This is a genomic window from Pseudomonas sp. MYb2 (assembly GCF_002979955.1).
Lineage (GTDB): Bacteria > Pseudomonadota > Gammaproteobacteria > Pseudomonadales > Pseudomonadaceae > Aquipseudomonas.
On the sequence record NZ_PCQC01000007.1, the window covers coordinates 202,617 to 226,641 of the forward strand.

The 24,025-nt window shown below is 59.9% G+C and carries 13 protein-coding genes; 7 read left to right on the top strand and 6 right to left on the bottom strand.

The genetic code is table 11. The features are described from left to right. Positions 1–116: 116 nt before the first annotated feature. The 3 genes from CQ009_RS14430 to CQ009_RS14440 form a co-directional block, all read right to left on the bottom strand. A complete protein-coding gene (locus CQ009_RS14430) occupies positions 117–4,232 on the bottom strand; it encodes a hypothetical protein (RefSeq protein ID WP_146117543.1) in 4,116 nt (1,371 codons plus the stop codon). A 308-nt stretch (positions 4,233–4,540) separates the two neighbouring features. Further along, the gene (locus tag CQ009_RS14435; protein WP_064392150.1) at positions 4,541–4,900 is read right to left on the bottom strand and encodes a PilZ domain-containing protein; all 360 of its coding nucleotides are present in this window, start codon (positions 4,898–4,900) and stop codon (positions 4,541–4,543) included. A gap of 228 nt (positions 4,901–5,128) precedes the next feature. Then, positions 5,129–5,515, bottom strand: a complete 387-nt coding sequence (locus tag CQ009_RS14440) for a tol-pal system YbgF family protein (RefSeq protein ID WP_064391841.1) — start codon at positions 5,513–5,515, stop codon at positions 5,129–5,131. A gap of 172 nt (positions 5,516–5,687) precedes the next feature. On the opposite strand from CQ009_RS14440, the gene pyk reads away from it, so the two are divergent. After that, complete coding sequence (gene pyk, locus CQ009_RS14445; protein ID WP_034153448.1) at positions 5,688–7,139, top strand: pyruvate kinase; 1,452 nt, start codon at positions 5,688–5,690, stop codon at positions 7,137–7,139. 179 nt (positions 7,140–7,318) lie between these two features. Here the strand turns inward: pyk and CQ009_RS14455 are convergent, their stop codons facing one another. The 3 genes from CQ009_RS14455 to CQ009_RS14465 are packed head-to-tail and all read right to left on the bottom strand — an operon-like array spanning position 7,319 to position 10,131. After that, complete coding sequence (locus CQ009_RS14455; RefSeq protein ID WP_064391843.1) at positions 7,319–8,068, bottom strand: enoyl-CoA hydratase-related protein; 750 nt, start codon at positions 8,066–8,068, stop codon at positions 7,319–7,321. A 28-nt stretch (positions 8,069–8,096) separates the two neighbouring features. After that, positions 8,097–9,032, bottom strand: a complete 936-nt coding sequence (locus CQ009_RS14460) for an iron-sulfur-binding ferredoxin reductase (protein ID WP_105707060.1) — start codon at positions 9,030–9,032, stop codon at positions 8,097–8,099. Further along, positions 9,025–10,131, bottom strand: a complete 1,107-nt coding sequence (locus tag CQ009_RS14465) for a diguanylate cyclase (protein ID WP_064391847.1) — start codon at positions 10,129–10,131, stop codon at positions 9,025–9,027. The genes CQ009_RS14460 and CQ009_RS14465 overlap by 8 nt, the downstream gene beginning before the upstream one ends. A gap of 623 nt (positions 10,132–10,754) precedes the next feature. Here CQ009_RS14465 and CQ009_RS14470 point away from each other — a divergent pair. The 6 genes from CQ009_RS14470 to CQ009_RS14495 all read left to right on the top strand — a co-directional run bounded on the left by CQ009_RS14470 (position 10,755) and on the right by CQ009_RS14495 (position 23,652). After that, on the top strand, positions 10,755–12,278 hold the full coding sequence (locus tag CQ009_RS14470) for a fumarate hydratase (RefSeq protein ID WP_034153454.1): 1,524 nt from the start codon (positions 10,755–10,757) through the stop codon (positions 12,276–12,278). Between the two features lie 205 nt (positions 12,279–12,483). Then, positions 12,484–16,968, top strand: coding sequence for a SpvB/TcaC N-terminal domain-containing protein (locus CQ009_RS14475; protein WP_105707061.1), 4,485 nt, complete (start codon positions 12,484–12,486; stop codon positions 16,966–16,968). After that, positions 16,965–17,597 carry a hypothetical protein gene (locus CQ009_RS30075; RefSeq protein WP_177430994.1) on the top strand — a complete coding sequence of 211 codons (633 nt, stop codon included), beginning with the start codon at positions 16,965–16,967 and terminating at the stop codon, positions 17,595–17,597. Before CQ009_RS14475 ends, CQ009_RS30075 begins: the two co-directional genes overlap by 4 nt. A gap of 41 nt (positions 17,598–17,638) precedes the next feature. After that, complete coding sequence (locus tag CQ009_RS14485; RefSeq protein WP_105707064.1) at positions 17,639–20,485, top strand: RHS repeat domain-containing protein; 2,847 nt, start codon at positions 17,639–17,641, stop codon at positions 20,483–20,485. Between the two features lie 78 nt (positions 20,486–20,563). Continuing rightward, positions 20,564–22,324 (top strand): ATP-binding protein, encoded by a 1,761-nt coding sequence (locus tag CQ009_RS14490; RefSeq protein WP_105707066.1) that lies wholly within the window; start codon positions 20,564–20,566, stop codon positions 22,322–22,324. After that, positions 22,324–23,652, top strand: coding sequence for a sigma-54 dependent transcriptional regulator (locus CQ009_RS14495; protein ID WP_064391860.1), 1,329 nt, complete (start codon positions 22,324–22,326; stop codon positions 23,650–23,652). Before CQ009_RS14490 ends, CQ009_RS14495 begins: the two co-directional genes overlap by 1 nt. Positions 23,653–24,025: the final 373 nt, after the last annotated feature.

The window sequence follows — 24,025 nt, forward strand, 5'->3', positions numbered from 1 at the left end:
CGCGAAACGCACCACTGTCATATCTGACAGTTTTTTTGACCGTCGGTCGTAAAGTGCGAATGAATAGGCCGGCAACACAGGCCCCTCGTCAGGGCCTGTGAACAGACTGCGAACAATCAACCGGCGTCGATGACGTTCAACTCGAACTCGGGAAGCGCTGGGGAGACAACGGTGCCCTTGTAAAGGCGCCCCCCCATCACGAAACGCCCCAGCGGCAAGGCTTCAGTCACAATCACCCATTGTCCTTGTGCATCAGCGATGCCCCGCCCCCATATCCTGGCGGGGTATCCCCATTGATACAGGCGCACTTCGCCACCTGGCATTGCCGTACCGCGAAACACCGCACGCGGCGATACTCCCGCCCCGCGCTGGGGGCTACTGACCACGAATAGCGCCAGCCTGTCATCGACTTTGAAGCTGGTCGTGGATGACCATTGCGACACCTGACCATCCATGCCATGCCTGGCCGAGATTCGGTATGGCGCCTCGCGTGGAAGTAAAGGGACTCGGGTGCGAACCGACCACTTGCCATCGGCATTCACTTGTGTAGCTGCCAACTGGGTTTCTTCATCATCATATTTGAAATAGATGCCCGCGCCCGGTACTCCCCTGCCAGCGAGCAGCGGTTGGCTCTCCAATATCTGATTGGCATCGTCGTAAGGCTCGTCGATGAGCGGACTCTCGAATCCCGCTTCAACCTGTGTCACCACCAGACTGCGATGCGGCAACAACCAGGCCGAAACGGCACCGTCGCGCGACTGGCGTACCGAGTAGACATAGGGCGTAGCGGAAACCGGCAACTGGATCTGCGAGTGCAGGGCCCAGCGCCCGTCGCGACCAACCCGGGTCCTGCCGAGTTCAGTTGCCACCGAACCTTCCTTGACGATCAAGACTTCAGCGCCCGGTTCTCCGGAACCTGAAAACATCGGATAGCGCCCGACCGACTGGCCGGCGAGCGGGTAATTCACACTGGGCGCCTCGAATCCGGCCGTCTTGCGCTCCACAATGAAGCGGGCACTCTCGAACCCTTCCGATCGGACACCGTTAAAGTTCTGACTTACCACCACACGCATGGGGCCTTCAGGTAGATCCTTGTTACCGACAACCGACCAGCGTCCATCGGTATCCGCAATCGCCGCCGGGGCCAGCACGTCAGCGGCGTTAGACCATGAGGCCACAGTGATGGTGGCCCCGGGTGTTGCCAGGCCGCTGAAAAGTGGGCGTACGCCAACCCAGTCGCCGGACAGTGGTTCGGTGAGGGACGGACGAGTGCCTAGCAAAGTGTAAGTGACGACCGGCGAAAGGGCAGAATTCAGACCTTGACCGGCAGAGGCCAACACATTGATGCCGTCCGTAGCGAGCAAGTTGTGAGCAACCGTTGCCGACCACGTTCCATCTGCCAATACCGGGGTCTGCGTCAACGTACTCGACACACTCCCGCGCCGATAGATGAGTATCGTGTCTCCTGCAAATCCGAATCCGGAAATTCGCAACTCACGCCCCAGATTCTCACCTGCCCGCGGTGTGTCGACCGAAGGTATGGCGGGCACCACAGTCACCACACGCTCAAGCGCATCACTGGCGTAGCCGCGCTGCCGCTGCCTCGCCTCCAGCGTCACGGGCCCGCCCGCCGGCAGCGTCACCTGCACCTGCCAGGTACCGTCGGCTTTCACTTCGATATCCTTGAGTAACGGCGTGTTCTGCCCCTTGATCGACAACTCGACGAAACCGGGAAACTGGCCCTCACCGGAAAACTGCGACACGCGCGCCGGTCTACCGTTTTGCACCGGCACCGTGATCCGCGGCTTTGGCACCCGTACCTTGACCGTGCGTGGAGTCGTCCGGTCAGAATGGTTGTTGCTGTCCCGAGTTTCTTGCTGGACAGCGTAGAAAGACAGATTCCCCGGCACCTGGTCTACCAGTGTGACCTGCCATTTCTTGTCCTGGTTTACGGCGCCGGCGCCTATCGACTGGTGAGTAGTGTTTGAATAAATCACCACCCAGCAGCCTGGATACCCCGTGCCCTCGATGATCGGGACCAGATCGACTTCGGCATTGGCGGCGGTGGTGATGCCCGGCTGCGGAGTTTTCACCGTGAACGTCCGGCTGGCGACCGTCGAGGTCCGCCCGCCAAAGGCTGCCGTTGCGGTGAGTGTGTACGTGGCAGGCGCCCACTCTTCAGCGGCGTTCCTTTCGAAGTTCCCACTATTATTGGCTGTCAGTGGCACATCGGGTTTGCCCGGAATCCTCAAAATGACTTGCGAACCGGGCCAGGCCGTACCACTGATTCGTGGACGCTGCCCGGAGGGCGTAACCGGTTCGAAAAACGACGGGGGCGGACACGCCACCGTCATGGAGAACACGGTGCTGTTGGCAGACCACTGATTGTTCACCCGTTGCCGGGCCGTCAGTTGGGCGTAATTGCCTGGAGGAAGGTCAGCGGTGGCAGAGGTTTCCCAGTTCAGGCTGGTCTGCACATTGGCCTTGGGCACATTCGCAAGGATTTCACCGTTGCTGAAGATGGAGACTTCAACTGCATTCGTCCTCCATTGATTACCCCGGCCCCTGAAAGTAGCTCGTTGCCCGCTGACCGAGACGGTGACTGATGTGGGTATCGGGGTCGGAATGTTGACTGTAATTTCACGCAGTATCCAGTCTGAGCTGTAGATCCGCCCGCTGCCACCATCGGAGACGCTTTGCCGGCCGCCGAAGCGGTAATTGCCAGGCAGCAGATCTGCTGGAATTACCTTCGACCAGTTGCCCCCTGAGACAACTGCATCGAGGTACGGTGTGGGGTCTCCGCTGAAATGTATGTCCATGCGTACACCGGTTCCGTTATACCCGGTACCTGACAACTCGACCCTGCCACCGACGAGTTTGGACTCGAGGGTCGGTTGAGGCGGTCGGACCAGCAGCCTGACGGGCACGCTACGCACCGACGGCACCGACGAATAAACATGACTGGCCGTCACGGTGTCGGGCCCCGGATTCAATATGATGGGTGCCGACCAACTCCCACTGGCCGCCACGTCCCCGCCTCCGAGTAATGTGTTGGTACTGTCTCTGTAGACGGAGACCCTCCCAGCTTTGAATGGATCGGCCAACGTGCCGCCTACGGTAATCTGCCGCTCCACCTGTTGATTGGCGGTGTGAGAAGTGAGGGGCGGAGCGCCAAGCAACTTGAAGGATTGTTCCTCAGACCAGTCATTCCTGTTCCTGTGGCCGGCGGTCATCCTGACCAGACCGCCGCGCGGGTAATAGCCTTGGTCGAACAGAGCCTCCCATGTACCGTTGGGACCAACGACGGCCGTCGCATGCTCGTGAGCTCCACCCGGCGTAAAAACCCCGATGGTTTCGCCAGAAATACCCTGCCCCCTCAAAGAAAACGGGCTACCGGCAGCAACAACCGCATTCTTGGCAGGTGAGTCGATGCGTGGCGCCACATACCATTTGATGGAGACGGGATCCGACCTTCCGGAGTTTTGACTGACGATGACTTGTTCGGCATAAAAGGACGTGACGCCAGATGGCAGAGAGATGGAGGTATCCCAGGCACCGTCGGCTCTGGCATCGACGGAGCCGAGCGAGTGCACATTGCCATTTTGCAGACATGACAAATGGATCCTGCCGTTCAGAAGTCCGTTTTTTCCGGAAACGGCAAAGGGCATCCTTTGCACTGAACCAGCCTGCGGTGTTTGTATGAGTGGCTTCTGTGCGGGGCGAATGTGAACTCCCCATCCCTCACCTGCACCGACATCATTATTCTTCCCGTCATAATTGACGCGAATAACCAGATACATATTGAAACCGGGGGCAGCAAGCGTGGAGTCGAGGTATTTCTCATGGTCGTGCCACCGGGTGTCTTGAATCAGATTGTCATCAGAGTTAACGCGTACATAACTGGCGGCGTTAAGGGCAATATCTATGTTGGCCCTGTCCCAATTGCCATAGCGAGTGGTCATCTTGTAGCGCAGCGTCCGCACAAATATCCGGCCACCCTCGAACTTGTACTGGCATTCCAGCTCGGTTTTCAGCGACGGGACGCGCGGATGGGTCTGATGAAGTGTGGTGGTGATCGCGTCACTCCAGAACAGCGCCGAAGATTGCTTACCCTCGCCCGGCTCTCGCAACAAGCCGTTCTGCTCTTCGGTGACCTGTGCAGAGCTGATCTGGACGTCTTCGGTATCCAGCCAGATCCTGCCTGTTTCACCATTTTCGACGAAATCTTTCATGTCAGCGATGCCCCGCGCAATGTAGGAATCAAGTTGTGATTCAAGATACGTAGCCTGATCGTGGGCAACCACTGTCATAACTGACAGGTTTAAAGAACCGTTCGGTCTAACAAGCCAGCCGCTAATTACTAAAAATCACCGTTGCGGCGCGCTAATTGTGAACACGCAGCATCTGAGCAAGACAGGCATGTTGGCGGAGCAGGTATTGGAGAGTAAGTGGCCGATTGTCGTAAGCGGAAAAGATCAAGAGATCGCAGCCTGCGGCAGCTCCTACCGGAGAGCAGGTTGCGATCTTTGCCTGTGTTGTGTCAGGCCGAGGCCGGCAATGGCTGGAAGCTGAAATACTGCTTCAACGCCCTGACCAGTTGCGCATATTCGGCAGGCGGTCGATGCAGGCTGAAACCGGCGTCGTAGTGTTGCGGGGTCGCGTCCTCATGGCACCAGAGGCAACATGCCGTAAGGTCGATGACCTGTTGACAGCCATCGCCCATGGGGATTTTCAGGCGCAGCTTGAAATCAACACCAATCATCATCGGCAACTGACTGATCAGCATCAGTCCGTCTTCGGACACGTTGCCGATGAAACCGATGGGTTTGTCGGTGACGCTGTTGAACACTCTGAGGAAATACGGCAATTGATGCCGTTCGATCCGGCGGTCGGTAAACATGCGCAGTTCGCCATGCAAGGCTCCATCACAGAGCCGCGCTGTGCTTCGGAACGAGCCTGTGGGCAGCCTCGCTCTCCCCGCTTCCGGTGTGCCGGTCGCTACGTCGCCGTCACTTGACCACTTGCCAGTCGCAGGTGTTGCCCCGGATCAGCGCCAATGCGCTGAAACCGGATCATTCGACTATAGCTCAGCCTGTACAGTCGGCCAGAGTTTGTATGACATCTGTCATCAGAAACGCGTCGGGCGTACCACGGCGGCTGCACTGCGGGTCGGGTAATGGCCCAGGCTTTCCAGGGTTTCCAGACGGGCCCGGGCGCGGTAGGCGTATTCGCTGTTCGGGTAAGAGGCCATGATGAACTGATAGGTCTGCGCCGCATCGACAAACATCTTTTGCCGTTCCAGGCACTGGCCGCGCATCATCGACACTTCCGGCCACACGTACGGGCGGGCGCGGCTGGCGCGTTCGACCTTGGACAGCTCGAGCATGACCTGTTCGCAATTGCCGCGATCATAGGCGCTGTAGGCGTTGTTCAAATGATGGTTCATCGACCAACGGGTGCAGCCCGTGACGGCGAGGACGCTGAGGGCAAGGGCGGCAATGGGTACGAATCGCATGAGGGTTCTCCTGTCTTGAGCAATGTATCGACCCAGGGTCGGAAATCTTCAGGCGCGTTTGTCCCAAAGTTGTCGCGTTCAATAAAGAAAGTATTAAGTAGTGCATTCGAACAATGACTACACCCCAAGAGCATAGTAGCCTTCGCTAGCGCTTGAACTCAGGAGTCTTTGCATGTCCGTCCGTCGTACCAAAATCGTCGCTACCCTTGGCCCGGCCAGTAACTCGCCGGAAGTTCTCGAACAGCTGATTCTGGCTGGTCTGGACGTTGCCCGTCTGAACTTCTCCCACGGCACCCCCGACGAGCACAAGGCTCGCGCGAAGCTGGTGCGTGACCTGGCCGCCAAGCACGGCCGCTTCGTCGCCCTGCTCGGTGACCTGCAAGGCCCGAAAATCCGTATCGCCAAATTCGCCAACAAGAAGATCGAGCTGAAGATCGGTGACCAGTTCACCTTCTCCACCAGCCATCCTCTGACCGAAGGCAACCAGCAAGTGGTCGGCATCGACTACCCGGATCTGGTCAAGGACTGCGGCGTGGGCGACGAGCTGCTGCTCGACGACGGCCGCGTGGTCATGCGCGTTGATACCCAGACTGACGACGCATTGCATTGCACCGTGACCATCGGCGGCCCGCTGTCCGATCACAAAGGTATCAACCGTCGCGGTGGCGGCCTGACTGCGCCGGCCCTGACTGAAAAAGACAAGGCCGACATCAAGCTCGCCGCGGAAATGGAAGTCGACTACCTCGCGGTGTCCTTCCCGCGTGACGCCGCCGACATGGAATACGCCCGTCAACTGCGCGACGAAGCCGGCGGTACTGCCTGGCTGGTGGCGAAGATCGAACGTGCCGAAGCCGTGGCCGACGACGAAACCCTCGACGGCCTGATCAAGGCGTCCGACGCGGTGATGGTTGCCCGTGGTGACTTGGGTGTGGAAATCGGCGACGCCGAGCTGGTGGGCATTCAGAAGAAAATCATTCTGCACGCACGCCGCCACAACAAGGCTGTGATCGTAGCGACGCAGATGATGGAGTCGATGATCCAGAACCCGATGCCGACCCGCGCTGAAGTGTCCGACGTGGCCAACGCCGTGCTCGACTACACCGACGCCGTGATGTTGTCTGCCGAATCCGCTGCAGGTCTGTACCCGCTGGAAGCTGTGCAGGCGATGGCGCGCATCTGCGTCGGCGCTGAAAAGCACCCGACCGGCAAGACGTCCAGCCACCGTATCGGCAAGGAATTCACCCGTTGCGACGAAAGCATCGCACTGGCGACCATGTACACCGCCAACCACTTCCCGGGCGTTAAAGCGATCATCGCGCTGACCGAAAGTGGCTACACCCCGCTGATCATGTCGCGCATCCGTTCATCGGTGCCGATCTACGCGTTCTCGCCGCACCGTGAAACTCAGGCGCGTGCAGCGATGTTCCGTGGCGTGTACACCGTACCGTTCGATCCGGCTTCGCTGGAACCGCACGAAGTCAGCCAGAAGGCGATCGACGAGCTGGTCAAGCGTGGCGTTGTGGAAAAAGGCGACTGGGTCATCCTGACAAAGGGCGACAGCTACCACACCACCGGCGGTACCAACGGCATGAAGATCCTGCACGTGGGCGACCCGCAGGTCTGAGTGACGCGCTGAAAAACAAGAGCCCCGGCATGTGAGTGCCGGGGCTTTTTGTTTTCTGATCCAGGAGATGTGTCGACTGATCCGACGCCATCGCGAGCAGGCTCACTCCTACAGTTGAAATGCATTCTCCTGTAGGAGTGAGCCTGCTCGCGATGGCGTCAATCCAGTCAGCGAACCTATCAATGCCGTTTGATAAACCCGGTCAACGCCGCCAACGCTTCCGGCGAGCGCAGTCTTTGAGTGAACAATGCGCCCTCCTCCTCGATCACCTTACGAATCAACTCGCGATCCGGCGCCCTCATCAATTGCTTGCTGATGCGCACCGCTTCGGCCGGTAACTCATCGAAACGCAGAGCCACTTCCCGTGCCTTGCGCAACGCCGCATCACCACTGCCCAACGCCTCGGTGGCAATCCCCCACTGCGCGGCCTGTTCACCGCTAAAACCTTCGCCGAGCAACAACAACTCCGCCGCTTTGGCCTGCCCGAGCAAACGCGGCAGGATCAAGCTGGAGCCAAATTCCGGGCACAAACCAAGATTGACGAACGGCATACGCAAACGCGCATCGCGGCTGACGTAGACCAGATCGCAATGCAGCAACAGCGTGGTGCCGATACCCACGGCAGCGCCCGCCACAGCGGCAACCACCGGTTTGCGGCACTCAAGCAGACTGAGCATGAAGTGAAACACCGGGCTGTCGAGGTCGCTCGGTGGTTGCTGGACGAAGTCGGCGATATCGTTGCCAGCGGTGAAGCACTCGGCGCTGCCGGTGATCTGCACGGCGTTGATGGCGGGGTCGCTGTCGGCCTGTTGCAGGGCTTCGGCGAGAAGGCTGTACATCGCACGGGTCAGGGCGTTTTTCTTGTCCGGGCGGTTGAGGCGCAGGGTCAGCAGACCGCGTTCGCGTTCAAGCAGGATGGCGTCAGTCATGGTGGCTCTCGCATCGCAAGTTCAGCGCTCAACCACGGCTGAGAAAGACGTCGGCCAGCAGTTGATTACGCGGTAATCCAGCCAGATACAGACGTCGGGCGAAGGCATCGACACTGGCGGTCGAGCCGCAGACTAAGGCCAGGGTTTGCCGGGAAACAAGGCGCAGTTGCGCCAAAGCGGCGGCTGACTCTGCCGTCGTCCACAGCTCGACGCTGAGGTTTTCGCGCTGCGCGGCCAGCGCGGCAAGGGGTTTGGCCAGATAGTGCTCGCGCTCGTCATGAGCCAGGTGAATGACGCGGATCGCGCCTTGGTGATCCTGCCGCAAGGCTTCGCGCAATACGCCGAACAAGGGGCCCAGTCCGGTGCCGGCGGCCAGCAGCCACAGCGGTCGCGTGTGCCAGTCGGGATCGTAATGCAGTGCGCCGCCACGCAGCTCGCCGAGGCGGATCGGATCGCCAATCTGCAAGCGCCGCGCGGCATCGCTGAATTCACCGGGCAGTCGGCAATCGAGGTGGAACTCGAGAAAGCGGTCTTCTTCCGGCAGGCTCGCCAGCGAATACGGCCGGGCGATGTGATCGATCCACAGCACCAGATGTTGCCCGGCGCTGTAGCGCAATGGCCGCTGCGGGGTCAGGCGCAAACGCAGGATGTTGTCACTGAGCCAGTCCAGCGCTTCGACGGTTGCCGGGCGACCGTCGGTGAGCGGGTCGAAGGTATGCAGCTGCAGGTCTTCGATGACCTGACACTGGCACGCCAGGCGCCAACCGTCCTGGCGCTGCTCGGCGCTCAAGGCATCCGGGCGACTGTCGGCGGGCGAACCTTGCACGCATTGCACCAGACAGGCATGACAACTGCCGGCGCGGCAACTGTAGGGGACGGCGACACCGTTCTGATTCAGCGTATCGAGCAGATTGGTGCCCGATACCACTGACCAGTACCGATCACCGACACGAAGTTCAGGCATCGATGTTCTCCCACGCCGCCGCACAGCGATTGCGACCGTCACGCTTGGCCCGGTACAGCGCCTGATCGGCGCGCTGCAAGGCATCGTCCAGGTCATCGCCCAGTTCCAGCAGGGTCATGCCGGCGGACAGGCTAAGGTTGCGCACATTCAGACCCACCAGTTCGACATCGGTAAAGGCAATGCGCAGACGCTCGCAACACGCGGTCAATCGGTCGGCATCGCAATCGGGCAGCAGCACCACGAATTCCTCACCACCATAGCGCGCCAGGACATCGCCGTCGCGCAGGCAGGCGCCGGCGACACCGGCGAAAGCCTGCAACACTTGGTCGCCAGCGGCATGCCCGTGCAGATCGTTGATGCGTTTGAAGTGGTCGAGGTCGATCAGCGCCAGACCATGAGCCACACCGTTGTCCATCGCATTCAGTTCGCGTGAAGCCAGACGCAGGAAATGCCGACGGTTGAACAGCCCGGTCAACTCGTCGGTGGCCACCAGGTCTTCGAGTTGGCGCATCATTCCGCGCAGGGTGTCCTGATGCGCCTGCAAGGCAAAACGACGCTGGCGCTGGCGTTGCCGCGAGACCTGCACGAAGCGCGCATAAAGCACCAGCCATGCCAGCACCATCGCCAGAATGCACACCTGCAACGCCGCGAGCGCAGGCTCCGGCAACAGAAAGTGATAACCGTCCCACAGGGTGATCGCGCAAAAGCTGAAGAACACCAGCAGCGCACAGCGAATGAATGCACGCCGAGTGAGGTGGAACAGGCCGAACAGCAGAATCAAAACATAGAAGACCAGAAACGCCCCGCGCGCTTCATCCAGATGGGCGATCAGCCAGGTCTGCCAGCCAAGCCCGAGGAGGACTTGCACTTCGGTCAGGCTGGGGTCGGCGAAGCGTTGGTTACGTCCGGTCCAGAACAGCACGAACAGGGTCGCCTGGCTGCTCACCACCAAGGCGCTGCCAATGGCCACGGAACTGAGGGTCTGGTCGTAATGTCCGGTAAAAAACGCCAGCCACAGCAGCAGCAAAGCCAATCCGTAGGTGGCTGCAGCGAGGGCAAAACGTTTTAGTAAAAGACGTTGAATGGCGTTATGGGTCAATCGTTGACTCACCGTGCGATAGGAGGCTGACTGAGTGTCCTACTCTACAGACCGGCTGCCACTTTAGAGGCGTAGTCGATAAATGACCACCGATTTTCGGGCTCGAAATTTGACGTCAAAAGTGTGGCCTGCGTATACCGCCAAAAGCCCCTCACCCTAGCCCTCTCCCAGAGAGAGAGGGGACTGACCGAGTTGTTTGCTGGCAATACGCCGACCTGAAATACCGAGCCGAACTCAGGTTAGAACAACATAAGATCGGCTCCCTTTCCCGAGCTGAACTCAGGTTTGAACAGCACGAAGATCAGCTCCCTTTCTCGAGTCGAACTCAAGTTTGAACAACATGAAGATCGGCTCCCTTTCCCCCTCGCCCCCTTTGGGGGAGAGGGTTGGGGTGAGGGGGTAGATCTTGAAGTGCAAACCCGCTGTCCGATATTCGCCCACCCATGCGACCAACGAATGACTGCCGGCGCGTGTACGCCCCATCGAGGCGGGGTATACTGCCGCGCCTTTTTAGCGTCGCGCCAGCAGCCCCGGCGTGCCTTGAAAGGTGCTTGCGACCGACCGATGTACCCAAGCCGCAGGCACCTTATTGAATGTTCCCGTCTTTTAGAGGAGCGCGACTCATGACCGTGATCAAGCAAGACGACCTGATTCAGAGCGTTGCCGACGCCCTGCAGTTCATTTCCTACTACCACCCCGTGGATTTCATCCAGGCGATGCACGAAGCCTACCTGCGCGAAGAATCGCCAGCGGCCCGTGACTCGATGGCGCAAATCCTGATCAACTCGCGCATGTGCGCCACCGGCCACCGCCCGATCTGCCAGGACACCGGTATCGTCACCGTGTTCGTGCGCGTCGGCATGGACGTGCGTTGGGATGGCGCCACCATGGGCCTGGACGACATGATCAACGAAGGCGTGCGTCGCGCCTACAACCTGCCGGAAAACGTCCTGCGTGCCTCGATCCTCGCCGACCCGGCGGGCGCTCGGAAAAACACCAAGGACAACACCCCTGCCGTGATTCACTACTCCATCGTCCCGGGCAACACCGTGGAAGTGGACGTGGCGGCCAAGGGCGGCGGTTCCGAGAACAAGTCGAAAATGGCCATGCTCAACCCGTCCGACTCGATCGTTGACTGGGTACTGAAGACCGTTCCGACCATGGGCGCCGGCTGGTGCCCGCCGGGCATGCTCGGCATCGGCATCGGCGGCACCGCCGAGAAAGCCGCTGTGATGGCCAAGGAAGTGTTGATGGAATCCATCGACATCCACGAGCTGAAGGCCCGTGGCCCACAGAACCGCATCGAAGAAATGCGTCTGGAGCTGTTCGAGAAGGTCAACCAGTTGGGCATCGGCGCCCAGGGCCTCGGTGGCCTGACCACCGTGCTCGACGTGAAGATCATGGATTACCCGACCCACGCCGCCTCGCTGCCGGTGTGCATGATCCCGAACTGCGCCGCCACCCGTCACGCGCACTTCGTGCTCGACGGTTCCGGCCCGGCTTCGCTGGAAGCACCACCGCTGGACGCCTACCCGGAAATCGTCTGGGAAGCCGGCCCGTCGGCCCGTCGCGTCAATCTCGACACCCTGACCCCGGAAGACGTGCAGAGCTGGAAGCCGGGCGAAACCGTCCTGCTCAACGGCAAAATGCTCACCGGTCGCGACGCCGCGCACAAGCGCATGGTCGAGATGCTCAACAAGGGTGAAACCCTGCCAGTGGATCTGAAAGGCCGCTTCATCTACTACGTCGGCCCGGTTGATCCGGTCGGTGACGAAGTGGTTGGCCCGGCTGGCCCGACCACCGCAACGCGGATGGACAAGTTCACCCGGCAGATCCTTGAGCAGACCGGCCTGTTGGGCATGATCGGCAAATCCGAGCGCGGCCCGACTGCGATCGAGGCGATCAAGGACAACAAAGCCGTGTACCTGATGGCTGTCGGCGGCGCTGCTTACCTGGTGGCTCAAGCGATCAAGAAGTCGCAAGTGCTGGCGTTTGCCGAACTGGGCATGGAAGCGATCTACGAGTTCGAGGTCAAGGACATGCCGGTCACCGTTGCGGTGGACAGCAAAGGTGAGTCGGTGCACATCACCGGTCCTGCGATCTGGCAACAGAAGATCAGCGAAAGCCTGGCGGTAGAAGTGCAGTAAGCGTTTCGCCGTTTTGAGAGGCCAGCCTGTCACGCGACAGGCTGGCCTTTTTTGTATTCGCATCGGCAAAAAAACCGCCAATCAATGCTGCTGGAATTCATAGATCCCAGCATAAAGCACCTGTCAGATCTGACAGGTTACCAACTCCCCTTATCTTGATAGCGTCTATCCACCTGCGCCCCCGCATTGTGCATTGGATCAGATCATGGCCGATCAAGAGTTGAGCATCGTTACCCCATCGATCGAGAAGAGTTCGACGATCGCCACCATCGGAAAAAGCTGGGGCGCGGTAGGTCCGACCGGTGCGGCGTCGTTTGAGCTGCCTATCCCTGCGTCCGCCGGGCGTGGTTGGGACCCTCAACTGTCATTGACCTACAGCAGCCAGGCCGGTAACGGCCCCTTCGGTATCGGCTGGAATCTGGGCATTGGCCAGATCAGCCGTCGTACCCATAAAGGTGTGCCGCGTTATACCGATCACGACGAAATCATCGGTCACGACGGCGAAGTGTGGATGCCCGAACTGGACGCTGCAGGCGAACTGAAGTCGCGCACCGAGTCGAGTTACAACGGGGTCGACGTCGGCCCGCACACGGTCGTGCGTTACTGGCCTCGGGTCGAAAGTGACTTCGCTCTGCGCGAACGCTGGCAAGCGGATCCAGATCTGCCGCCGTTCTGGTTGATACACGGCGCTGACGGCTCATTGCATGTTTATGGAAAAACCGCGGCCAGCCGCCGTGCGGACCCGGACCCGGCCCCCGACAAAGCACTGCGAGTCAGCAGTTGGTTACTCTGCGAAAGCATGAATGCGCGCGGCGAGCACATCTGCTTTGAATACCTGAGCGACGATGATAACGCCGACCCAGTGCATGACTACCGCGCCCAGCGCTATCTGCACCGGGTGCTCTACGGTAACGCCAGCGCCAGTGCAGACTTGTACGCGTGGAGCAACGACAATCCTGCTGACTTGCACTGGCATTTTCACCTGTTGTTCGATTACGGCGAGCGCAGTCGCGACCTGAGCGAAAAACCCGTGTATGACGGCATCGAATTGCAACCCTGGCTGCAACGCGGTGATCCGTTCTCGACATACGGCCAGGGATTTGAAATCGGCACCCGCAGGACTTGCCAACAAGTTTTGATGTTTCATCACTTCACGCAAGAAACCGGCTCCCCCCCGACACTCGTCCGACGCTTGTTGCTGGAGTACCGCAACGTCGAACCGGGATGGACCTACAGCCAGATCAGCGCCGCTCACTATCAGGCCTGGGATGCCGATGGCAGAGTGGAAAATACCCCACCGGTCGAATTCGATTACACAGCGTTCGAGATCAACAAGACCGCGACACGCCTGTTTGCAACGGACACCATGCCTGGCATCGATGATGGCGCTAACTATCAATGTGTCGACCTGTACGGCGAAGGCGTTCCGGGGTTTCTCGCACGGTTTGACCAGTGCTGGTACTACCGCGAACCACAACGCGGCGAGTCAAGCCCGGAAGCCATCGATTATGGCCCTTGGACAGCGCTGCCGGCAGTGCCTGTCGCCAATCGCAGGCAGCCGGTGCAGCAATGGCTGACCGATCTGACCGGTGATGGACGTCTGGACTGGATCAGCGCGCAACCGGGCAACAGCGGCTTTTTCACATTGAGCGCCGAGCGCAAATGGGCGCCGTTCAGCACATTCACAACGGTGCCAGTGGAGCTTACCCATACCCTTGCGCAGTTGGGCGATCTGGTCGGCGACGGACTCAGCTCACTGGCGCTGATAGGCCCACGCGCCGTGCGCCTGTATGCCAATCAACGTGAGGACGGCTTTGCCCGTGCCGAAGACGTCGCCCATGAAATCGATGACGACCGTCTGCCAGTGTTCAGTAACTCAGCCACGGAGCTGGTGTTTCTGGGCAACATGCTCGGCAGTGACATGAGCGAGCTGTGCCGGATTCGCTACAACGAAATCAAATGCTGGCCCAACCTTGGACACGGCAAGTTCGGCAAAGGCCAGGTGATCAGCGCCCTGCCCTTTACGTATGCCGGGTTCAATGCGGCGCAGGTGCGAATAGCCGATCTCGACGGGTCTGGCGCACCGGCTCTGATCTACCTGAAATCCGACGCTTTCGAGATTTACCGCAATCACGGTGGTAATGGCCTGGAGCAAACACCGGTGATTGTTCCGTGGCCGGAAGGCATTCGTTACGACCCGTTGTCCCGAGTGACGCTGGCTGATGCACAGGGCCTGGGCTGCGCCAGTCTGATTCTGAGCGTTACGCACATTGAACCGCAGCACTGGCGTTATGACTTTGTCGCAGCCAAGCCTTATCTGCTCAATGCCACCAATAACAACATGGGCTGCAGCACTCGTGTCAGCTATCGCAGTTCCGCACAGGCATGGCTTGATGAAAAAAGCGAACGACTGGCAAAACAACCGCTTGTCGCTCCTGCCTGCTACCTGCCTTTTCCCGTGCAGGTGGTCAGTCAGCAATTGCAGGAAGACGAGGTCACCGGCAACCGCACAATGCAAATGACCGAATACCGTCACGGCGTCTATGACGGTCGGGAGCGCGAATTTCGCGGCTTCGGCCGGATCCAGCACACCGACAGCGAAAGCGCGACGGGAAATGATGAGGTCGGCTTCACCGCGCCGGTCCGGGTGTGTACCTGGTTTCACACCGGGCAATCCATGACCGCACCCCGCGAAGGCTACTTCACGGAAGATTCCGAGGCCGTGGCACTGGGTGGCACCTTGTACAGCCGCTACCACCACGGCGATGAATACGATGAGCCGGTGACCCCGCCCGACGCCGATACCGAATATGAAATTGCCCGGGCACTGGCGGGGTCGATCATCCGCAGCGAAACCTATGCCGCCGACGATGATTCGCTCCTGCCATATACAGCCCAAGAGCATCGCTATCTGGTGCGTGAAGTACGCCCCCGAGGTGAGCATGATCCCGCAGCCGTGCTGTTGCCGCTGGCACTGGAACATATCAGTTATGCCTACGATCGCTTCATCAACGACCCACAATGCCGGCACGAGATCACCTTGCGTCGTAACCGTTACGGCCTGCCGACTCATGCTCTCACGGTCAGTTATGCACGCCGCCGCGACCCGACGGATACGCCGCCCTTTACTGACCCGGATGAACAGCAATGGTGGCTCGATGCGCATGATCAGGCCCAGCAGTCTTACTACCTGAGCGAGGCCCGCGCACGCTACATCGACCTCGATGCAAACCCGCAGCAATGGCGGTTGGGGATGCCGTGGCAGCAACGCAACAATGCCCTGGTATTGCCCAAAGGGGAGCTCCCCACAGGCCTGAACCCGCAACAGATCGGTTACGAGGCGTTGAACGCGCATCTGGACTCAGTCCACTGGAATACCGGGCGAGTACTGACGATGCAGTCAATACAGCGTTATCTCAAGAGCGCAGACATGTCGCCGCTGCCCGAGGGGCAGAGTGATTTCGAAGCGCTGGTCGCGCCGCTGGAACTGGCACAGATGGACAGGACCGCCCTGGACGCTTACGGCGATCTGCCAGACTTCGACATTCGGGCGGCGTTGAAGGAAATCGGCTACACGGCGATGACGCCCCTGTTCGAACCTGCGCCCCTGCCGGAGGCAGAAGAGAATCTCTGGTCCTCGCATTACGGCTACGCGCAATACGCAGGTCCCGACAGTTTCTATAAAGTCCTCAAGTACCGTGAAACCCTCAGCCACGGCTGGACGACGGCGCAATATGATGACTACTGCCTGGCAATCAACCGCGTCGAACTGCCGGACAAGTGCACGACCCGGATCATCTATGACTATCACGCGTTACAGCCGACCTGCATCGTCGATGCCAATGAAAACCTTCAGGAAGCGCTTTACGAACCGTTCGGCCAACCGCTGGCCACCAGTTTTCACGGCACCGAAAACGGCATTGCCGTTGGTTTCCATTCCCTGAGCGAATACCTGCGCCCGGTGGATTATCGCCCGGACGCAGCAATCGAGAACCCGGCGGCGGCCGTGCAAAAAGCCGCCAGCACTTTGCGCAAGGATCTGTTCAGCTGGATGGGCCAGCTCCCGCCTGATACAGAAGAGGCAAGCCAATGGATTGCGCAAGGTTACATTCTGCCCAGCGGACATATTCGTGCCAGAGCGCGCCAGCGCCTGCAACACAGCGCAGGCCTTTCCCGCGCAGAACAAGTCTTGAGCCAGCTCGTTGCCAGTGCTCGCCGTGAACCGGTGCACAGCGTTTTGCTGAGTGCCGACCGCTATCCCCATGACGACGTCCCGGCACAGATACAGATCATCAAGGCTTGTGTGGACGGTTTCGGCCGCGCGCTGCAAACCCAGCAGCTTGTCGCTCCTGGCCAGGCGTATGAGGTGACCGACGAGGGCGCGCTGACACTTGATCGCGGTGAGCTGCGCGAGGTCTTTGCCGAGTCGCGCTGGCGCATCAGCCAACGGGTCGAATACAACAACAAAGGCCTGGCAGTGCGGCAATTCCGGCCGTTCTTTGCCGATAGCCATGGCTACGTCAACGATGTTTCCCTGCGCGAGCACGGCTATTTCGATCAGCAGTTCTATGACCCCATGGGCCGGCCGGTCAAACTGATCAATGCCAAGGGCGACTTTTCCCGTGAGACCTATCATCCCTGGTATCAGACCAGTGAAGACTTCAACGACACCGACGGGTCGGACGCATGATCGCCAGTGTCGCCTGGCGTACGCCATCACTCATCGTCAGTGATGGCTGCGGCTTGCCGGTGCGACAGATTGCTTACTTGCGTACGTTTGCCGATGACACGGCCGAAGTGCTGGTTTCGCGTCGCCAGCATGACTTGAATGGCGAACCGCTCGATGTCCGAAGCGTCGATGCTGGCAGGCGCCTGACATTGCCCGGGCTGGCCGGTGAGGCGCTCGAGCGTTGGGATGAGCGCGGCAACCATTGGCGAAGCACGCAACTGCGTTACGACGTTGCCGGACAGCTCAACTTCAATGAGGCCGAGGAAGGCTTGTCATCGCTGAAACTGGCGAAAATCCACAGCCCCCTTGATGAACTCGATGCGATGGTCACGCGATTGACCGCAACCACCAACACCGCGTTTGCCGAATTGGGGATCAACGAGTTTTACGATGAACAACTCGCAATGCGCGGCTACATGATCGATCTGGCACTGAACCGGGTCGGCACGGCAAAGGCGAGAACATTACGCCAGTCTGACGCGGCGCGGATTGCGGCAAACGCCCGCGATAGCGTTGGGGGCGCTCGAGATCTGCTGAGCCTGTATCAGACGAAAGTCCCCGCCATTCGTAATCGGTATCGGGGCAAATGACTTGCACAGTGCTGATGCCCGCCGGGCATGGGGCGTCTGACATGAGCGCCAGCCCCCACTGGCGTACTCCGCGATTGCACGTCATCGACAACCGCGGCTTGCCAGTGCGTATCGTGGAGTACTTGCGCACTGCGGCAGGCAAAACCAGTCAATCGCTCATCACTCGCCAGGTGCATGACCTCAACTCACGGATATCGGCACAGTGGGATCCGCGTCTGTTCGGCATCGCGTCGAAAGCCAACATCCACACCGTTCATGGGCTGGCCGGCAGCCCGCTGAAAATCGACAGCGTCGATGCCGGCTGGCGCGTGAGCCTTCCCGGGCTGGCAGATGAAGTACTGCAAAGCTGGGATCAGCGCGGCAACCACTGGCGCTACCGCTACGACGCGTTGCTGCGGCCGGTTGAAGTGATCGAGAACGGAAAAATCGAACGTGAACAATTCACCTATGGCGATCACAACGCCAACGCCGCACATAATCTGCGTGGGCAATTGCTGACATTGCAGGAACCTTGCGGCCTGTCGACCTGGCCGAGTTTCAGTCTGCTCGGCCAACCGCTGGTGCAGATCAGGACCTTCGACGATGGCATCGGGTATTGCAGTGCAGAGACTTACGGCCCACTGAACCAGACACTGACGCAAACCGATGCCGGTGGTCATCGACAAAACCTGCACTATGACCTTGCCGGGTACCTCAGGCAGGTGACGCTTTTGCGCCACGGTGAAAGCGAGCTGCAGCCAGTCTGGCTGGATATGCAGTACAACGCGGCCGGACAGCTCATCGAACAGCGCGCCGCCAGTGACATGCTCAGTTGCTGGCATTACGACCCGCGCGATGGACGGCTGAACCGCTCACACGCTTCGATTCCCGGACAGGCTGCGCGGCAACATCTGGCGTATGCCTATGACCCTGCCGGAAACGTATTGCACATCAAGGATCTGGCCTTTCAGCCCGTGTACTTCGCCAACCAACTCATCGACGGCGAGCGGCATTTCGAATATGACTCACTCTACCGCTTGATCCGCGCCAGCGGCCATGATGCCTCTCCGGCCAGCGAACTGCCCGGTCGTCCGCTGCCAAGCGACCCGCAAAACCTGCGCAATTACACCCAGCACTTTGATTACGATCAAGGCAATAACCTGACTCGACTGGTGCACGCGCGCGAAGTCGGCGGCTACACGCGGCAGATGCTCATCGATCCTGCGAGCAACCGTGCCCTGCGTTGGAAAGAAGCAGATCCACCCCCCGATTTCGCCACGTTTTTCGACGCCCACGGCAACCAGCGAAAACTCCAGCACGGTGCAGCTCTGCTCTGGAACACGCAAGACCAGTTATGCCAGGTGACACTGCTCGAACATGCCAATGGACTGGCGGATGATTGTGAAGTCTATGTCTACAGTCAGGGCGAGCGCGTCGGCAAACGCCACGAAACCCATACCGCCCGTGCAACGCATTATCTTCAGGTGCGTTACCTGCCAGGCCTGGAAATTCGTACCCGCGATAACGGCGAAGAACTGCATGTCATTTCCCTGCCCGGCAACGTGCGCTGTCTGCACTGGCGGGAAAAACCTCCCGCCAGTGTCGAAAACAATCAGCTGCGTTACAGCCTCGACGATCATCTCGGTTCAAGCATGATCGAGGTTGACCAACTCGGCCGGCTCATCAGCCGCGAAACCTACTATCCGTTCGGCGGTACGGCGCTTTGGCTACCCGTTTCAAGCACGCTGGTGGACTACAAGACTGTGCGCTACAGCGGCAAGGAAATGGACGTCAGCGGCCTGTATTACTACGGCAGGCGCTATTACGCCCCCTGGCTGCAGCGCTGGATCAGTGCCGACCCGGCGGGAGATGTCGACGGACTGAATTTTTATGCGTTCGTGGGCAACGATCCGATCGGCAACATTGACCTTGAAGGAACCAACAGGTGGCCAAGCAAGGCGGCACTGGATGAAGGGCTGCGCAAAATGGCCGCCTCGAGTCTCGAAGGCGATGAACGCCGGCGCCAGCGCAACGCCCCCGGCCGGGCCAGACAATCACTTTCAAAAGCGATCGATCGACACCTGAATATCCTCGCCATCTCGCTGCGGCGTGGCGTCGATGCGCAACAGCAGATTCTCAATCACCGCTCGAGCGCCGACTTCGCGGTTTCGTCCTTGCGTCGGGGCGCTGTACACCTCACCGGACAAGTCGTTTCCTATGGTGCCGGAATTGCCGTCGGCATCGGCGCCCAGGCCTTGGGGGCTGTCGCTCCGGGGGCGGGAAATGTGGTGGGGATCGCCATGGGATTCGGCGCGAAAAAAATCGTCAGTGCCCTATGGGATTATGCGGCGGAACGCACCGGAGCCAGTGCCTCGATCAAGTTCAAGGCCAGCCGCGTATCGATGGAAAAAATCATCCTGAAAGCCGAATACAAAACCATGTCAGCCATCGATTACATCCAGCAGAAATATTCGAAAATGCTGCCCGACACTCGAAAAGGCGGATTGAAGGGCCTCAAGGAAGCAACTGGCACGGCCATCGGTCTGGCAGCCAAATCATTAGCGCCCAACGCAGCGAGTGAAATCAGCGCGACTGCCAGTACCGTGCTCGGCGCCGTGGAAATATTCCATGAAATGGCAGGGGGCAGTGGTGAACTTTCGGCAGAGAAAATCGCCAAGGGCGATCGTAACCTGACAAACCTGATCGGCGCGTTGAATAGCAATCTGGCCGAGATTACCTCGCAATTTGCCACGACAGGCGTCAGCGCCATGAACACCTTCAGTTTCTTCGGCGAGAGCGCTGGCGATTCGGTCGAAAGCCTGACCCAGGCGACTCGCTCGGTGATCAGCGAACTGACCTACGCGCGAACGATGCTGCGTTCCCACTCGCGAAAATTCGCTCAGGTCTGATCGGCTAACGAGTCATTCGGGAAGGATCGCCGGCCCCATGCTATCGTGCCGGCCCGTCCCTTTATCCATTAGCCCAGCATGCTGCCGACTTCCCGTACCCTGCGTCTGTCGTTGTACACACTGCTGATTGTCGCCGGTGCGGCGCTTGCCGCAACACTTGCGATCCGCCACGCCGAACGTCAGGCGTTGGAGGAAGACGCGGCCCGCGCCAACCAGCAACTGGCGTTGTATGCCAATTCCCTGCACACCCTGATCGATCGCTACCGTGCGCTACCCGCCGTGCTGGCCCTGGATCCGCAATTGCGCTCGGCACTGGCCGCCCCGGTCGATGCAGAAGAACAGACCACGCTTAACCTGAAACTGGAAAAGATCAACGGTGCGGCGCAGTCGTCGACTCTTGAACTGCTCGATCACACCGGCCTCGCCGTGGCCGCGAGCAACTGGCGCTTGCCCAGCAGCTACGTCGGCCACAACTACGGTTTCCGCCCCTACTTCAGCCAGACTCGCACCCAGGGCACCGGCCGTTTTTATGCGGTGGGCGTAACCAGTGGCATTCCCGGCTACTTTTTGTCCAGCGCGGTACTCGGCGACAACGACGAGTTCCTCGGAGCCATGGTGGTCAAGCTGGAGTTCCCGGAACTGGAACGGGAGTGGAGCCAGGGTAACGACACGCTGCTGGTCAGCGATGCGCGCGGGATCATCTTCATCGCCAACCAGCCCGGCTGGCGCTATCGCGCGTTGCGGCCGCTGAGCGCCAGCGACATGGCCGAGATCAAGGCCACGCGACAGTACGACAAACAATCACTGCAACCCTTGACCCATTTGTCGCTGCGCAGCTTCGACGACAACAGCGATCTGCGCCGCGTCGAGGGCCCCGAGGGCACAGCAGACTATCTATGGGAATCGATGCCGCTCACCGCCGAAGGCTGGACCCTGCACCTGCTGCGCCACCCGCAAGTGGCCTTCGAAGATCTGCGCAACGCCGGCCTTGCCGCCGCCGGAGTGTGGCTGGCGCTGGTGTTTCTGCTGCTGTTTCTCAACCAGCGCTGGCGCCTGTCGAAGATCCGCCAGCGCAACCGCGAAGAACTGGAACAGTTGGTGGAAGAACGTACCCGCGACCTGCGCACGGCACAGGATGGTCTGGTGCAGTCGGCGAAACTCGCCGCGCTCGGGCAGATGTCGGCCGCGCTGGCTCACGAAATCAATCAGCCACTGACCGCTCAGCGCATGCAACTGGCGACATTGCGCCTGCTGCTCGACCATGGTCGCGTCGACGATGCCTATAAAGCTTTGAAACCGGTCGACGAAATGCTCACGCGCATGGCGGCCCTGACCGGCCACCTCAAGACCTTCGCGCGCAAAAGCCCCAGCGGTTTGCGTGAGCGGCTGGATCTGGCGACGGTGGTCGATCAGTCCCTGCAGTTGCTGGATGCGCGACTGCGCGACGAACAGGTCAGTCTGGTGCTGCATCTGACGCGTCCGGCCTGGGTGCGTGGCGATGCGATTCGCCTCGAACAGGTACTGATCAATCTGCTGCGCAACGCCCTCGATGCGATGCAGGGCAAACCCTGCAAGCGTCTGCAAATCCGCCTGGAGGCCGATCAGCAATTGTGGCACCTGAGCGTGAGCGACAATGGCGGCGGTATCGCCGAAGAACATCTTGGCCAGGTCTTCGATCCATTCTTCACGACCAAACCTGTGGGTGACGGCCTTGGCCTCGGGCTGGCAGTATCCTTCGCCATCGTGCATGAATCCGGCGGTCGTTTGAGCGCCGAGAATGACGACAGCGGCGCGGTGTTCAGCCTGACTCTGCCGATCGATCTGGAGGCACACATCTGATGCTCAATTCGGTAATGCTGGTCGATGATGAAAGCAGCATTCGCAGCGCCGTTGAACAGTGGTTGAGCCTGTCCGGGTTCGACGTACAGCTATTCAGTCGCGCAGAAGAATGCCTTGCCGCCCTGCCCGTACACTTTGCCGGAGTGATCCTCAGCGACGTGCGCATGCCCGGCATGGGCGGCCTGGCGTTATTGGCCGAAGTGCAGAAACGTGATGCTGATCTGCCGGTGATCCTCCTCACCGGCCATGGCGATGTACCGATGGCGGTCGAAGCGATGCGCGACGGCGCCTACGACTTCCTCGAAAAGCCGTTCAGCCCGGAAAGCCTGCTCGGCAGTTTGCGCCGGGCCTTGGATAAACGACGTCTGGTCCTCGAAAATCGCGCGCTGCACGAACAGGCGGATCACCGTGCGAAGCTCGATGCGACCCTGCTCGGCGTGTCTCGAGGCTTGCAGACGTTGCGTCGGCAGGTGCTGGATCTGGCGGCGCTGCCGGTCAATGTGTTGATTCGTGGCGAAACCGGCAGCGGCAAAGAGCTGGTTGCACGTTGCCTGCACGATTTCGGCCCGCGTGCCGACAAGCCGTTCGTGGCGCTGAACTGTGCAGCGATCCCCGAGCAGTTGTTCGAGGCCGAGTTGTTCGGACATGAGAGTGGTGCATTCACCGGCGCCTCCGGCAAGCGTATCGGCAAACTTGAGTACGCCGATGGCGGCACGCTGTTTCTCGATGAAATCGAAAGCATGCCGCTCGCCCAGCAGGTGAAATTGCTGCGGGTGTTGCAGGAGCAGAAGCTTGAACGCCTGGGTTCGAACCAGAGCATTCGCGTCGACTTGCGCATCGTTGCAGCAACCAAACCCGACTTGCTCGACGAAGCACGGGCCGGACGTTTTCGCGAGGATCTGGCGTATCGCCTGAACGTCGCCGAACTGCGCTTGCCGCCGTTGCGCGATCGTCGCGAGGACATTCCATTGTTGTTCGAAACCTTTGCGCAGAGTGCCGCCCAACGCCTGGGCCGGACCTTTCCGCCGCTCAACGGCGCACAGTTGAGTCATCTGCTCAGCCACGACTGGCCGGGCAACGTGCGCGAACTGGCCAACGTTGCTGAACGCCAGGTGCTGGGGCTGGATGAGCCGGCACCGGGGATTGATCCGGGACAATCGCTGGCGGCGCAGCAGGAGGCGTTTGAAGCGCAGTGTTTGCGTGCCGCGCTGACCCGGCACAAGGGTGATGTGAAAGCGGTGCTTGAAGAACTGCAACTGCCGCGCCGCACGTTCAATGAAAAGCTGCAGCGGCATGGGTTGAGTCGGGAGATGTTTCTGAGCGAGTGAGGCGGGTTTGGGATTTTCGGTGTGGCTGAGATCTTTCCCCCTCACCCCAGCCCTCTCCCCCAGGGGGGCGAGGGGGAAGGGAGCCAATCTCCATGCTTTTCAAAACCTGAGTTCGACTCGGTATTTCAGGTCGGTGTAACTCGAACAATCCACTCGGTCAGTCCCCTCTCCCCCTGGGAGAGGGTTAGGGTGAAGGGCTTTTGATCTTCGCCCCAATAAGCGGAAATCCGCTCATCAAACCAAATCCTTCGGCGATATCTCGCTCACCCAACCCCATCCCCCCCCTCTAAACCGGCCCTCTCCCCGTTGGCACAGCTCCTGCTATAGCCCCCGCAGGCTGCGTTTCAACGCGCTCCACAAAAACAATTAAATG